The organism is Brevundimonas sp. MEB006b (genome assembly GCF_030209705.1).
Lineage (GTDB): Bacteria > Pseudomonadota > Alphaproteobacteria > Caulobacterales > Caulobacteraceae > Brevundimonas.
Genome location: NZ_JARVRL010000004.1, coordinates 114323 through 128192, shown reverse-complemented (window position 1 = coordinate 128192; position 13870 = coordinate 114323). Strand labels below are relative to the sequence as shown.

The 13870-nt window shown below is 65.7% G+C and carries 13 protein-coding genes and 1 tRNA gene; 10 read left to right on the top strand and 4 right to left on the bottom strand.

Annotated features, from left to right (window positions below):
• Positions 1-133 precede the first annotated feature (133 nt).
• On the top strand, positions 134-1210 hold the full coding sequence (gene rsgA, locus QRN13_RS06060) for a ribosome small subunit-dependent GTPase A (RefSeq protein WP_284877232.1): 1077 nt from the start codon (positions 134-136) through the stop codon (positions 1208-1210).
• An 80-nt stretch (positions 1211-1290) separates the two neighbouring features.
• Positions 1291-1614, top strand: a complete 324-nt coding sequence (locus QRN13_RS06055; RefSeq protein ID WP_055803275.1) for a hypothetical protein — start codon at positions 1291-1293, stop codon at positions 1612-1614.
• Between the two features lie 167 nt (positions 1615-1781).
• Here the strand turns inward: QRN13_RS06055 and QRN13_RS06050 are convergent.
• Positions 1782-1857, bottom strand: a tRNA-Ala gene (locus QRN13_RS06050).
• Positions 1858-2147: 290 nt separating this feature from the next.
• Positions 2148-2609, bottom strand: coding sequence for a TIGR02300 family protein (locus QRN13_RS06045; protein ID WP_055752793.1), 462 nt, complete (start codon positions 2607-2609; stop codon positions 2148-2150).
• Between the two features lie 122 nt (positions 2610-2731).
• Between QRN13_RS06045 and aroA the strand changes: the two genes are divergently transcribed.
• The 7 genes from aroA to mscL all read left to right on the top strand — a co-directional run bounded on the left by aroA (position 2732) and on the right by mscL (position 8264).
• Entirely contained in the window at positions 2732-4054 is a 1323-nt protein-coding gene (aroA, locus tag QRN13_RS06040; RefSeq protein WP_502868580.1) for a 3-phosphoshikimate 1-carboxyvinyltransferase, read from the top strand.
• Complete coding sequence (locus tag QRN13_RS06035) at positions 4051-4320, top strand: hypothetical protein (RefSeq protein WP_284877230.1); 270 nt, start codon at positions 4051-4053, stop codon at positions 4318-4320. The genes aroA and QRN13_RS06035 overlap by 4 nt, the downstream gene beginning before the upstream one ends.
• Entirely contained in the window at positions 4317-4598 is a 282-nt protein-coding gene (locus QRN13_RS06030; protein WP_284877229.1) for a hypothetical protein, read from the top strand. The genes QRN13_RS06035 and QRN13_RS06030 overlap by 4 nt, the downstream gene beginning before the upstream one ends.
• A gap of 100 nt (positions 4599-4698) precedes the next feature.
• Complete coding sequence (gene cmk, locus QRN13_RS06025) at positions 4699-5343, top strand: (d)CMP kinase (RefSeq protein WP_165115386.1); 645 nt, start codon at positions 4699-4701, stop codon at positions 5341-5343.
• Positions 5344-5541: 198 nt separating this feature from the next.
• Positions 5542-7245, top strand: coding sequence for a 30S ribosomal protein S1 (rpsA, locus tag QRN13_RS06020; protein WP_066552585.1), 1704 nt, complete (start codon positions 5542-5544; stop codon positions 7243-7245).
• Positions 7246-7527: 282 nt separating this feature from the next.
• The gene (locus QRN13_RS06015) at positions 7528-7818 is read left to right on the top strand and encodes an integration host factor subunit beta (protein ID WP_039244165.1); all 291 of its coding nucleotides are present in this window, start codon (positions 7528-7530) and stop codon (positions 7816-7818) included.
• 23 nt (positions 7819-7841) lie between these two features.
• Positions 7842-8264 carry a large-conductance mechanosensitive channel protein MscL gene (gene mscL / locus QRN13_RS06010; RefSeq protein WP_066624021.1) on the top strand — a complete coding sequence of 141 codons (423 nt, stop codon included), beginning with the start codon at positions 7842-7844 and terminating at the stop codon, positions 8262-8264.
• Here mscL and QRN13_RS06005 read toward each other — a convergent pair whose 3' ends face one another.
• Complete coding sequence (locus QRN13_RS06005) at positions 8265-9416, bottom strand: ATP-binding cassette domain-containing protein (protein WP_284877227.1); 1152 nt, start codon at positions 9414-9416, stop codon at positions 8265-8267.
• Positions 9417-9697: 281 nt separating this feature from the next.
• On the opposite strand from QRN13_RS06005, the gene QRN13_RS06000 reads away from it, so the two are divergent.
• Positions 9698-11632 carry a peptide MFS transporter gene (locus tag QRN13_RS06000; RefSeq protein ID WP_055752799.1) on the top strand — a complete coding sequence of 645 codons (1935 nt, stop codon included), beginning with the start codon at positions 9698-9700 and terminating at the stop codon, positions 11630-11632.
• 70 nt (positions 11633-11702) lie between these two features.
• Here QRN13_RS06000 and QRN13_RS05995 read toward each other — a convergent pair whose 3' ends face one another.
• Positions 11703-13787, bottom strand: coding sequence for a TonB-dependent receptor plug domain-containing protein (locus QRN13_RS05995; RefSeq protein WP_284877226.1), 2085 nt, complete (start codon positions 13785-13787; stop codon positions 11703-11705).
• Positions 13788-13870: the final 83 nt, after the last annotated feature.

The window sequence follows — 13870 nt, the reverse complement described above, 5'->3', positions numbered from 1 at the left end:
CCGACCGGCATTTCGTTCCCGAGGCGCCGCGACGGCGAGCATGCTTGTTCGCGGCCCCGCCGACTGGCAAGGCTTTGGGACAGTGTTCAGCACAAGCCGGCTGAGGAGCGCGAGCGACAGGGATGCCGTTGACTTGATCGAACAGTATGGATGGTCCGAGGTCTGGGCGACGGCGTTTGCGCCGCATGCCCATGCCGGTCACACGCCGGGCCGCGTCATCCTCCAGCATCGCAACGGCTATCTGGTCGTCACGGATGCGGGCGAGCTTCAGGCCAAGGCGTCCGGCCGACTGCGGCACGAAGCCCAGGAGACTGGGCCCCCTGCAGTGGGCGACTGGGTGGCGCTGTCGCCGAACCCTCAGGACGGCGCCGCCACCATCCATGCCGTCCTGCCTCGCCATACGGCCTTCGTGCGGCGTGCGGCGGACAGCGCGCGTCGAACCCAGATCCTGGCGGCCAATATCGACGTGGCCTTTGTCGTCACCTCGATGAATGCAGATCTGAATCCGCGCCGGATACAGCGTTTCCTGGCTGCGGCGATAGACAGCGGAGCGCGGCCTGTTCTTGTTCTGACGAAGTCGGATCTCAGCGCCGACCCCCAGGCCGAGGCCGCTCAGGTGGCGGCGCTGGAGACGAAAACCCTGGTCCTGACCGTCTCGGCGCGAGAAGGCGTCGGCATGGAGGCGCTGCGTCTTCAGGTGAAGCCGGGCGAGACCTGCGTCCTGATCGGCTCGTCGGGTGTCGGCAAGTCCACCCTGGTCAACGCCTTTCTGAACGAGGATCGGATGGCGACCCAGGCGATCCGCGCATCCGACGACCAGGGACGGCATACAACCAGCCATCGCCAGCTGATCCCGCTGCCCGGCGGCGGTCTCATCATCGACACGCCCGGCATCCGCGAAGTGGGCCTGATCGACGCCGAAGAGGGTGTGGAGGCGGTCTTCGACGACATCGAACGTCTGATGCAGGAGTGCCGCTTCACCAATTGCGGCCATGTGAGCGAGCCGGGATGCGCTGTCCAAGCGGCCCTGGCGGACGGCGCGCTGGATGGATCGCGCTGGGCGCATTTCCAGAAGCTGAAGTCGGAACTGGCGGCGGCGGGGGACAAGGCGGAACGGATCGCCAAGGCTGCGGAACGTCGGCGGCTGGGCGGCCTGCAGAAGGTCTATCGCGCGACGAAGCGCAACGATCGCGGCGGGGCCGATCGATAGCGTCGATGGCGCAACCGAATTTCGACGTGTTGCGGGGCCAAACGGGCTAGGTGAGGTCCTTAGACTCAAGAAAGATCACCATGTCCGCATTCACCATCGTCACCACCAGCGCCGTTCAGGGTAGCGAGGCCGCAGAGGTCAACACGCTGACCGACGACTTTTCCGACGCCAGCGAGGCGGTGGGTTATGCACGCCGCATGGCCGACGAAATGATCGACATGGCCGATCAGCTGCTGCTGGATTTCGATTACAGCAATGTCGGCGTCTATGAGGGCGACCTGCTGGACGAAGACGTTACCCCGGATCACCCCGCCCTGATCGGCGTCTGGGTGCTGGATGAAGAAGGCTCGGCCTTCGTGCCGGCCGAAGAGTTCCGGCAAGGATCGACCGAAGTCGAGAACTGATCGGCGACTATCGCGGCGGGAGGTTCGGATCGAGCCGCCTGCCGCGTCGGTCATCGGACGAGAGACGGGCACCTGGTCGCGCGCCGAATGGCGACTTCTGCGGATCGAAAATGTGGGGGGGAGGATGGCCGTCCCTCCGAACACCTTGCGGTGCTCGGAGGTGACGATGGTGGAGCTTAGCGGAGTCGAACCGCTGACCTCTTGCATGCCATGCAAGCGCTCTACCAACTGAGCTAAAGCCCCGGACCTATCGGTCTGGATCGCCCGGTTCATCTTGCGATGGCCCCCGGCGAGGCGGCGGAAACTAGGTCAGGCTTTTTCTGCGATCAAGCCCGTTTCGAGATTTATTTTCACCGCGTTCCCAAGGGTGAAAATACGCAGGTTTTTCAAACCGAAAGGTGTGAAAGCCCTGCTGTCCCGCCGCGTCTCCCTAACGGGAAATGCGGCGGGTGCAACAAGAATCTGAGCCAGATCGCGAGAAGCCCACAGCAAGTCGGGCTTCAAGTCGCGCGATGCGCGATAGGCCGAAGAATTTAGTCGTCGTCGCGCGACGGCTTGGCGATTTCGTCGTCGATCGAGTCGTCGTCTTCGTCTTCGATGAACGGCACGGAGTCGTCATCGTCGTCGGCCAGCAGATCGTCGTCGCCGTCGGTCGAGCCCATGCCGGCTTCTTCCGAGGCGTCGGCCGGGGAGTCCTCGTCCTCGTCGTCCGGCGTCAGGATCGGCTCGTGGCCTTCCTCGTCGATTTCCGGCGTCTTGACGTCGTCTTCCTCGTCCTCGTCGCCGTCGACCTTCTTGTCCTTGACCTGATCTTCCGTGTCCTCATCGTCGGACGGATAGCCGGGACGGGCGCGGCGGCTGCGCAGCTTCATCGCCTCTTCGGGATCGAAGTCGGTTCCGCATTTGGGGCAGTGTGCGGGGCGACGGTTCAGGTCGTAAAACTTCGCCTGGCAGTTGGGGCAGACCTGTTTGGCGCCCAGTTCGGGATTGGCCACGTTTGGATGCTTTCAACGGGTTGAATTCGGGGCGGTCCCTTGCCACCCCTTTGACCCGCTGTCAAAAGCTGTCTTTCGCGCCGCCCGCGCGGCCCTTCGCACAATACAGCCTGAAGCGGGTGATCATGCCGTCCCAACTGACTTCGCGCCGCGCATCCGCCCTGACTGGAAAGGTCCGCGCGCCAGGCGACAAGTCGATGTCGCACCGGTCAATGATCCTGGGCGGAATGGCGTCGGGCGTGACTGAGGTCGAGGGTCTGCTGGAAGGCGACGACGTCCTGGCCACCGCCCGAGCGGTCGAGGCCTTCGGCGCCAAGGTCGAGCGGACCGGCGACGGCAGATGGCGGATCGAGGGGGCGGGGGGCTTCAAGACGCCGGCTTCGGTGATCGACTGCGGCAACGCCGGAACCGGGGTGCGCCTGCTGATGGGGGCGGCGGCCGGCTATCCGCTGACGGCGACCTTCGATGGCGACGGCTCGCTGAGAAAGCGGCCGATGAAGCGGGTCACGGGACCCCTGGCGGACATGGGTGCGGCGTTCGACTGGCAGGCGGCCGAGGATCGGCTTCCTGTGGCCCTGACCGGCGGCGCGCTTAAGGCCATCGACTATGTGCAGACGGTGGCTTCGGCCCAGGTGAAGTCGGCCGTCCTGCTGGCGGGGCTGAACGCCGAGGGCGTCACATCGGTGGTCGAGCCCGAAAAGAGCCGGGATCACACCGAGCGGATGCTGCGGGCCTTCGGCGCCGAGGTGGGCGTCGAGGAGCGGGGCGAGGGCTGGAAGGTGACGCTGAAGGGCGGGCAGGCCCTGACCGGGACGGTCGTCGCCGTGCCGGGCGATCCGTCCTCTGCCGCCTTCCCCCTGGCGGCCGGTCTGATCGTTCCGGGGTCGGAGGTCACGGTCGAGGGCGTGATGCTGAACCCGCTTCGCACCGGCCTGTTCGATACCTGGATCGAGATGGGCGCCGACCTGACCATCACCAACCGGCGTGAGGCCGGGGGCGAAGAGGTCGGCGACATCACCGCCCGTCACTCGTCCCTGAAGGGCGTGGTCGTGCCCGAGGATCGCGCCGCCTCGATGATCGACGAATACCCGATCCTGGCGGCGACGGCGGCCTTTGCGGACGGCGTCACCGTCATGCGCGGTGTGGGTGAAATGCGGGTCAAGGAAAGCGACCGGATTTCGCTGATGGTCGAGGGCCTGCGCGCCTGCGGCGTTCAGGTCGAGGAGGAGCCGGAAGGCTTTATCGTCACCGGCGCCGGCCAGGGCGGGTCGGTGCGTGGCGGTGGCCTGGTCCACACCGCCCACGACCACCGCATCGCCATGAGCCATCTGGTCCTGGGCCTGGCCGCCGAACAGCCGGTCTCGGTCGACGAGCCTGGGATGATCGCCACCAGCTTCCCCGGCTTCGTCGAGATGATGAACGGCCTGGGCGGGCGTATCGCGTGACGCCCGTGCGCGACGTCGTCGGTCGAGGCATCGCGGTCCTTGGTCTTCTGACCTGTCTGGGCGGAGCCGGCTGGACGGCTTGGATCGTCTGGCAAGGGGTGACGACAGGCCGGGTCTCGGGCAAGCATGGCGCCGTGCATCTCAGGGCCGAGGGCGACGCCTTCTTCTATTCGACCGTTGCGCTGAGCGGCGTCGCCTGTTTGGTTTGGCTGGGTTTGGCGGCCTTCGCGGCCGTAGTTCTGGCGCGTTGGAAGGCATGGTCATGAACCGGCCGGGGCCGTCGGGCTGGATCAAGCCGATCCTGACGCTGGCGATCGCGATCCTGATCGGCTGGTTCTGCGTGATCGGAGCCCGAGAAATCGTCCAAAGCCTGGATGCCGGGGTGCTGAACAACCGAAAGGGGCCGGACGTTCTGTTGGCGGACCGACCCCTGCTGTTTTGGAGTGTGGTCTGCTTCTATGTGGCGTCGGTTGCGGCCGGAGCGGGCTTGGCGGTCCTGCTGGCCGACCTTGCAATTCGTGATTTGGTCGGACGTCGAGACTGAGGCCTGCGGCTGGATTGGTCGGGCGATCCTCGCTATCAGGTTCGGCCTCCCGTGCGTTTGGGATCGAGATTGAAATGCGCCACGCGCTGCGGAGACCTGCTTGACCCTGATCATCGCCGTCGACGGACCGGCCGCCTCTGGCAAGGGGACCATCGCCGCGCGTCTGGCCCAGACCTATGGCCTGCCGCATCTGGATACGGGGCTGCTGTACCGGGCCGTGGGCGCAAAGGTGCTGGCGGACGGCGGATCGCTGGATGACGAAGCCGCAGCGACGCAGGCCGCGCGGGGCCTCGACGCGGCGGGTTTGTCGGACGATCCGCGCCTGACGACAGGTGAGGCGGGCGAGGCCGCCAGCCGGGTCGCCAGCTTCGCCGGCGTGCGGGCGGCTCTGCTGGAACTGCAGCAGGCGTTCGCGGCCCAGGCGGGCGGCGCGGTTCTCGACGGACGCGACATCGGCACGGTCATCGCGCCGAACGCTCAGGCCAAACTGTTTGTCACCGCGACGCCCGAGGTGCGGGCCACGCGCCGCTGGAAGCAGCTGACGGCGCGCGGTTCGGACATCGCCTTTGACGCCATGCTGGCCGACATCCAGCGCCGCGACGAGCGCGACGCCGGGCGCGGGGCGGCCCCGATGGTTCAGGCCGATGACGCGGTCTTGCTGGATACGACCGATCTGGGTATAGAGGCCGCCTTCGATGCGGCCCGCCGTATCGTCGAGGCGGCGCGCGCGAAACACGGTCTCTGACCCATTTCGCAAATCCAACGCTCCCACCCTCGGCCTCCGCGGGCGTTTTGATCGTTCTGAACGGTCTCGCATCCCGACGACCTGATTCCATCTTTTCCCATCGCCCCGCGCGCCGCCTTTCGCTGCGTCAGGGGTCCACCTCGCGCGGGATCGTCCTTCGGTCACGCGCCACAGCCCCACTGGAAACACCAGAGCTTCATGTCTGATACTCTCAACCCCACGCGCGACGACTTCTCGGCGCTGCTCGACGAACAACTGTCGGGTCGCGACTTCGGCGAAGGCCAGGTTGTGCACGGCCGCGTCGTCGGCATCGAAAAAGACATCGTCATCATCGACGTTGGTCTGAAGACCGAAGGCCGCATCGCCATGCGCGAATTCGGCCAAGGCGACGACGGCGCCCTGCCCAAGGTCGGCGACAACGTCGAGGTTTACCTGGAGCGCGTCGAGAACGCCCTGGGCGAAGCCGTCATCAGCCGCGACAAGGCCCGTCGCGAAGAAGCCTGGACCCGTCTGGAAGTCGTGTTCGCCGAAGGTCAGCCGGTCAACGGCGCCATCGTCGGTCGCGTCAAGGGCGGCTTCACCGTCGACCTGGGCGGCGCCTCGGCCTTCCTGCCCGGTTCGCAAGTCGACATTCGTCCGGTCCGCGACGTCGGCCCGCTGATGGGCAAGGAACAGCCCTTCGCCATCCTGAAGATGGACCGTCCGCGCGGCAACATCGTCGTGTCGCGTCGCGCCATCCTGGAAGAAGCCCGCGCCGAACAGCGCACGGAACTGGTCGGTCAGTTGGCCGAGGGTGAAGTCCGCGAAGGCGTCGTCAAGAACATCACCGATTACGGTGCGTTCGTCGACCTGGGCGGCATCGACGGCCTGCTGCACGTCACCGACATGTCGTGGAAGCGCGTTTCGCACCCGAGCCAGGTTCTGGCCGTTGGCGACACCGTCAAAGTCCAGATCGTCAAGATCAACCCGGACACCCAGCGTATCTCGCTGGGCATGAAGCAACTGCAGTCGGACCCCTGGGACGGCGTGGAAGCCAAGTATCCGGTCGGCGCCAAATACACGGGCCGCATCACCAACATCACCGACTACGGCGCCTTCGTGGAGCTGGAAGCCGGTGTCGAGGGTCTGGTGCACGTCTCGGAAATGTCCTGGACCAAGAAGAACGTCCACCCCGGCAAGATCGTCTCGACCTCGCAGGAAGTCGACGTCGTGGTTCTGGATGTCGACGCCTCCAAGCGCCGCATCTCGCTGGGCCTGAAGCAGGCTCAGGACAATCCGTGGGACGCCTTCGTCGCCAACAATCCGATCGGTTCGACCGTCGAGGGCGAAGTCAAGAACGCCACCGAGTTCGGCCTGTTCATCGGCCTGGACAACGACATCGACGGCATGGTGCACCTGTCCGACCTCGACTGGTCGGTGTCGGGTGAAGAGGCCATCCAGCGCTACCGCAAGGGCGAGATGGTCAAGGCTAAGGTCCTGGACGTCGACGTCGAGAAGGAACGCGTCTCGCTGGGCATCAAGCAGCTGGGCGGCGATCCGATCGGCGAGGGCGACACCTATCGCCGCGGCCAGCAGATCACCGTCACCGTGACGGCGATCGAGTCGGGCGGCATCGAGGTCAAGTTCGGTGAAGACGACGCGCCGGTCACGGCCTTCGTTCGCAAGTCGGACCTGTCGCGCGACCGCAACGAGCAACGTCCGGAACGCTTCGCCGTCGGCGACCGCGTCGACGCCATGATCACCGCCGTGGACAAGGCCTCGCGCCGCGTCTCCGTGTCGATCAAGGCGCTGGAAATGAAGGACGAGCAGGAAGCCATCGAACAGTTCGGATCGTCCGATTCGGGCGCTTCGCTGGGCGACATCCTGGGCGCCGCGCTGAAGAACGCCGGCACCAAGGAGTAAGGCTCAAGCCGAAGGGCGCACCGCGTCCTTCGGTCGCCTCGCTCAATCAGCAGAGCGCCGCGCGCTCTGCGATAGCGAAAAGAATGAGGGCGGCGGGAGCAATCCCGTCGCCCTTTTCTCTGTCTGGCACACTGCTGTGTGCACTTCCGGACATTTTTCTTGCGAATGGCGCGCATCATTGTCGGATAAGGGCTTTTTACAGAGCCTGTCGAAGGTTAGGGTGTGGGCTCTGGATCGATGGCGGGCGAAACAGCCCGTCATTCCGAGCTCGCGGGGGCGCAGATGATCAAGTCCGAACTGATCGAGAAGCTTGCAGCGGAAAACACCCACCTGACCCACGCCGAGGTCGAGCGGCTGGTCAATGTGATCCTCAACACCATGACCTCGGCCTTGTCCGAAGGCGGCCGGGTCGAGTTGCGCGGTTTCGGCGCCCTGTCTGTGCGGTCGCGCCCGGCGCGCGCGGGTCGCAATCCGCGTACTGGCGAAACCGTCGAGGTGCCCGCCAAGGCCGTCCCCTTCTTCAAGAGCGGCAAGGAGCTGCGCGAGCGGCTGAACGCCTCGGGCGACGCCTGATCTAACTTTCTCAAGGAAATCTCATGAGCCTGCTGTCGGAGTTTCGCGAGTTCGCGGTCAAGGGCAATGTCGTGGACCTGGCGGTCGGCGTGATCATCGGCGCCGCCTTCAACGGCATCGTCAAAAGCCTGGTCGATCAGGTGGTGATGCCGCCCATCGGCCTGATTACCGGCGGCATCGATTTCTCGGAACTGGAATGGGTGCTGAGGGCTGAGAACCCTGCGACCGAGGCCGTCGAGAAGGTGGCGATCCAGTACGGCGCCTTCCTGAACACCGTGATCCAGTTCCTGATCGTCGCCTGGGTCGTCTTCCTCGTGGTCAAGGGCATCAACGCCCTGCGTCGTCAGGAAGCCGCCAAGCCCGATCCGGCGCCCGCCGCGCCGACGGCGACCGAAGCCCTGCTGGCAGAGATCCGCGACGAGCTGAAGGCCCGCCCCAACGCCTGATTAGGCCTTGGACACGCGCCCGCCCAAGGTGGGGCGCGTGACTGCGGCGGCAGCCAAGGTTTTGGGCATCGGCGGCGTGCGCGAACAGATGCCGTAGTCGCCGTCGAACGGTGTCGGCGCCCAGGCGGCCGCCAGTGCAGGATCGTTGATGATGGCGTGGCAGTGTCCCCAGCCGCCTTCGCGCCGCGCCGTCTTCGCCAGATCGCCCAACTGCGCCAGCAGGCGCGGCGTCACCACCTGCAGCCGCACCTTGGCGGCCCCCAGCGCGCGGGCGTTGTCGATCAAGGCCTGGGTCAGAAGCGCGATCGCCTCGGGCGCCGTCTCCAGCGCGATCAGATCGACAATATCCAGATAGGGCGGCTCGATCAGGCTGGTCTTGGTCATCTGCGCCATGGCCATCCCGACGATTCGGCTGTCCCTGACGCAGGCCAGCATGACCGGCGGCAGGGTCAGGTCAGGGTCCGCCAACCGCCAGCGCAGGATTTCCGGGCTGCGGTCCGCGAGCAGACGATCTTCTTGCGACAACCGACGCCAGAAATCGGCATAGGGCGAGGCGTCCGACAGATCGCGCAGCATCGTTACCCCGGCCGGCAGCATCAGCGGCGTCTGGCGAAACACGCGCCCGTTCATCAGCCGCTCGCCCAGCCGCGCGGCGGTCTCGGCGGAGGTGCGGCCCAGCAGCAGGCGCAGACCTCGGCCCTGAGCGCAGGCCAGACGATCAGTGATCCACGTCAGCTTCAGACCATGGGTCTGCGCCGGCCAGGGCTTCATGTCGAACAGGCCGTACAGCGGCGCCGAGCGCGCATTGGCGTTGAAGGTGTAGCGGGCGAAAAGCCTTGGCTGCTTCAAAAAGGTGCGGATCAGAGGCCGGCTGGCGCCCTTCTGGCTGGGCGGCACGATGATCGAAAATCCGGTGGCGCCGAAGTGGTCCTGGACGCCGTATCGAAACCGCTGGATGAAGTTGCCCAGCATGGCGACGGCGTTGTCGTCCTCGTCGGCCACGACCCATCCCGCGGGCGCGCCCAGCGCCAACCGCGCCGGATTGGCCTCGAGCCAGCGCCATCCGGCCGGCGACCGCTCGGGCCAGCCGACCTGACGATGCAGCCGGTTCAACGCCTCATGGTCTGGAGCGTCGATCGGTCTGACAGACATCTGGCGCTCCTTCCCATTATGAAACCGTGTGCGTTTCTGACGTACGCACTAGCAGGATGTGCGCCACCGGGAATCACTCAGGGTTGTCTTTCGCTTTCCCCCCGCGTCGCCTGGCCGCCCCCGCGACAGCCTTAACACTTGTTCGGATTCGCCCGCTGTGCTGGGTATGCGCCTTTCGCGCGCCCGATAAGCGGCGCGGCAGTTGGGAGTGAGCCGTTGAGGACGGATTTGGGGAAGGCGCGACTTACACGACGCGTGAAGACGATTAGGGGGACGCGCGCATGAACATCGTCGTCGCCCTTGGACTGATCATCACCTTCGCCACAGGCGTGCCGGTGCTGATGCAGATCCTCAAACACCATCCGCGCGGACTGATCATCCTGTTCTTCGCCGAGATGTGGGAGCGGTTCTCCTACTACGGCATGCGCGGCATCCTGATCTTCTTCCTGACGCAACACTTCCTGTTCGACGACGCCATGGCGGGATCGACCTACGGCTCCTACACCTCGCTTGTCTATCTGCTGCCCCTGCTGGGCGGCATCATGGCCGACCGCTTCATCGGCACGCGCAAGGCCGTCGCCTTCGGCGCCCTGCTGCTGGTCGCCGGTCACGGCATGATGGCTTTCGAGGGCCGTCCCGCGACCGAAACCCTGACCTATGCCGGTCAGACCTATCAGATCGACGCCGAAGGGCGCGGCGCGGCGCGTGAAGTGTCGATCGTCGTCAACGGCCAGAAATACGCCTTCGAGGCGGCCGAGAACGGCCTGGCGATCGAGAACCTGCCGGCCGCCTCGCCCCTGCCGGCCGTTCTGCCGACAGGCGAATACAAGATCGACGCGACCCGCGATCTCGCTGGCGTGAACGTCTTCTATCTGGCGGTGTCCTTCATCATCATGGGCGTCGGCTTCCTGAAGCCGAACATCTCGACCATCGTCGGACAGCTCTATCCGCAAGGTGACCCGCGGCGGGATTCCGGCTTCACCCTCTACTATTACGGCATCAACCTCGGCGCCTTCTGGGCGGCGGTGCTGTGCGGCCTTTTGGGTCAGACCGTCGGCTGGTGGGCAGGCTTTGGCCTGGCCGGCGTCGGCATGGCGCTGGGCTGGGTGGTCTTCGTGCTGGGCAAACCCCTGCTGCAAGGCAAGGGCGAGCCTCCGGCCGAAGCCAATCTGAGCAAACCCATGCTGGGTCCGATCAACCGCGAATGGTCGATCTATCTGCTCAGCATCCTGGGCGTCGGCGTCGTCTGGTTCATGGTTCAGCGCAACGCGCTGGTGGGCTGGGTCTTGGGCGCCGCCACCGTCGCGTCGCTGCTGTTCATCCTCTACGTCATCGTCAAGGTTTGCGAGAACAAGGCGCAGCGCGAGCGGATGATGCTGGCCCTGGTGCTGATCTTCGGGTCGGTCGTCTTCTTCACCCTGTTCGAACAGGCCGGCACTTCGCTGAACCTGTTCGCCGACCGCAACGTCGATCTGAGCATCACGCCACAGGCCTTCCAACTTCTGGGCGTCACCGTCGGCACCCCGGCCCAGATCGCCGCCGCCGGTCTCAGCACGTCGGGTCCCTGGATCGACGCCACCATCACGGCGGCCCAGACCCAGTCGTTCAATGCGGGTTTCATCCTGATCTTCGCGCCGATCATGGCCGCGCTCTGGTCCTTCCTGGGCAAGCGCAACCTGGACCCCAACCCCACGCTGAAGTTCGGCCTCGGCCTTCTCCAGGTCGGACTGGGCTTCATGATCGTGGTGTGGGGCGCCGGCATGGCCAACTCGGCCTTCCAGATGCCGCTGCTCCTGCTGGGTCTGCTCTATCTGTTCCACACGACCGGCGAGCTGTTCCTGTCGCCGGTGGGCCTGTCGGAAATCACCAAACTGTCCGTCGCCAAGGTGGTCAGCTTCATGATGGCCGTCTGGTTCCTGGCCAGCTCCATCGCCCAATATGTCGGCGGTTGGATCGCCGGCCTGGCGGGTACGGAGACGGTCGGCGGCCAGGTGCTGAACCCGGGCCTTGCGCTGCAGACCTCGCTTGAAGTGTTCAAGCTGCTGGGCCTGTGGGGCATGGGCATCGGCGTGGCCTTCATTGTCATCAGCCACTTCATCAAGGGCTGGTCGCACGGCGCCAATGACGGGGACAACCACCCTGGCCCTGCGCTGAACGACCGCGGTCAGGAAGACGGCAACGTCGCCCGTCCTGCGGCCTCGACGCCCAGCCACTGATCGACGCCTGATCATGGGAAAGCCCCGGCGGAGCGATCCGCCGGGGCTTTTTGCTGCGTGAAGCGCGACCTCAGAAGGTCTTGCGGACCCGCAACGAGATGAAGGTGCGCGGGTCGATGGAGCGCTCCTCGACGAAGGCCACGGTGCGCGGATTGCGTGTGGCGTAGACCGTGCGCTGCTGGGTGAAGTCGTCCCACAGGTTCAGCTGTGCGCGCAGCGACAGGGTCGAGCTGGGCTTGTATTCGACGAAGGCCTCCAGATAGTCCGCGCCGCGCCAGGCGAAGGTCTGGTCCGGATCGTAGGTCGCCTGGCCCAGACGCGGCAGCCAGTTGATCCCCCACTGGGTCTTCCATGAGGTGATGTCCTGCTGGAAGCCGACGTTGGCCTGGCTGGGGCGCACGCCCGAGATGCGGCGGTCCTCGCCCGTGGTCGGGTCGGTGACGCTGGTCTTGTTCCAATCGTTCCTGAAGGTGAACCGGGCGCCCGAAATCCCGACCTTGTCCAGCGGCACCACGACATTCAGCGACAGCTGATCCAGCGTCCCGTCGCCGATATTGCCGGTCGCCGACAGGCCGCCGGGCAGGGGCAGGCGGTCGATCACGTCGATGATGCGGTCGTGGCGATAGCCGATCGAGACCACGCCCTCGCCCCAGAAGCGGCGCTCATAGGACAGCTCGGAAATCCAGCGCTGTTCCGGCTCCAGATCGACGTTGCCGCCGAACACCGTCCCGTCGTCCAGTTCGGCCGAGGCGGCGAAGTCGCCGAAGTCCAGTTGACCCAGTTCGCGCTCGAAGCGGAAACGCAGCTGGTTGTCCGCCATCGGCGTCCAGGTCGCCAGCAGCCGCGGCTTGGCGAAGAAGAAGCTCTTTTCCTGGTCCGCATCGCCCGATTGGCTGATGGTGGAGGCCTCGAGGCGCACGCCGCCCTCCAGCGTCAGCTTCGGATTGATCCGCCAGGTCGCCTTGCTGAAGGCCTCGCCGCGCGTCTCCTCGACCTTGACCGAGGCGCTGGGCAGGGGAACGCCGACGCCGCCGATGGTGAAGGCCTGGTTCACGTCCAGCATATTGTAGGCGATCTCGGCGCCGGCCTCGATCGTCAGGGCGGGCGAGCGTTCGTGACGCACCAGGGCGCGCAGGATGGATTCCGAAGAGTCGCCGTTGGACTTGAACTGCTGCTCCGGCGCCGCCGTCCCGTTCAGGGTCTCATTGCTGCCCGAGACGCTGTCAAAGCTGGAGAACTCGTGGATCAGACGCGTCTCCAGAGTCCAGCGCGGGTTCAGGGTGCGGGTCCAGGTCAGGCCCAACTCACCGGAATCGCCGTCCTCGGCATAGTCGCTACGCCGCAGCGACGTGGGCGACGAAAGCTCGGTCCAGTTCTGATAGTCGTTCAGACCATAGCGGGCGGTGCCTTCCAGCTTTCCGCCGAACAGCGGGCCGGTGTAGTTGCCGCGGATGCCCTGACCGCCGCCCCAGCCGTCATTCTCGTACCGCTCGTCGCGGATGACATCGCCGGCGGCGTTGCGACGGACCGACCGGCCGACGCCGTTGGAATCGCTGGATCCCATTCCGTCCGACAGGGTCACGCCCCAGCTGCGATCGCCCTTGTTCTGCGTGAACTGATAGGAGCCGCCATAGATGTCATGGCCGCCTTCGAACAGCATGGCGTTCCAGGTCAGGATCGACTGGCGGCTGTCGGTCGTCTTCAGTATGACGTTCACGACGACGGAATAGCCCTGCATGTCGATGCCCGGCGCACCGCCCCGGATCAGTTCGATGCGCTCGACCTGATTGGCCAGGGTCCGGCCCAGGACGTTCGAACCCGAGTCGTTCTTTGAGGCGGGACGGTTGTTGTTGATCAGCACATTGCCGACCGCCCCTTCGAAACCGCGCGCGCCCGATCCGTTGTCGATGGAGAAGCCGGGGACCCGGTTGACCATGTCGAGCGCCGTATTGGGGCGCTGGGCGGCGAAGAAGTCCGGCGTGAAGACCAGCACGCCGCGCTGGCTGGCGTCGGCCAGGGGCGCCTGGTTGGTCGGGCCGGTCGGCACGGGGGCCTCGGCGACTTGTGGCTTGTTTGCGTTGGAGGCGTCGGCGGCGAATGCGGCGCCGGCGGTGAAAAGCAGGGCGGTGCTGGCCAGCAGCAGGGTCTTTGTCATTGGTCTTCCCCTCGGGTGTTGGCGAGAGGTGTGCCGATCCGGCGCATTCATCTCCAGTTACAAGGCCGCAAGGTGGATTAAAT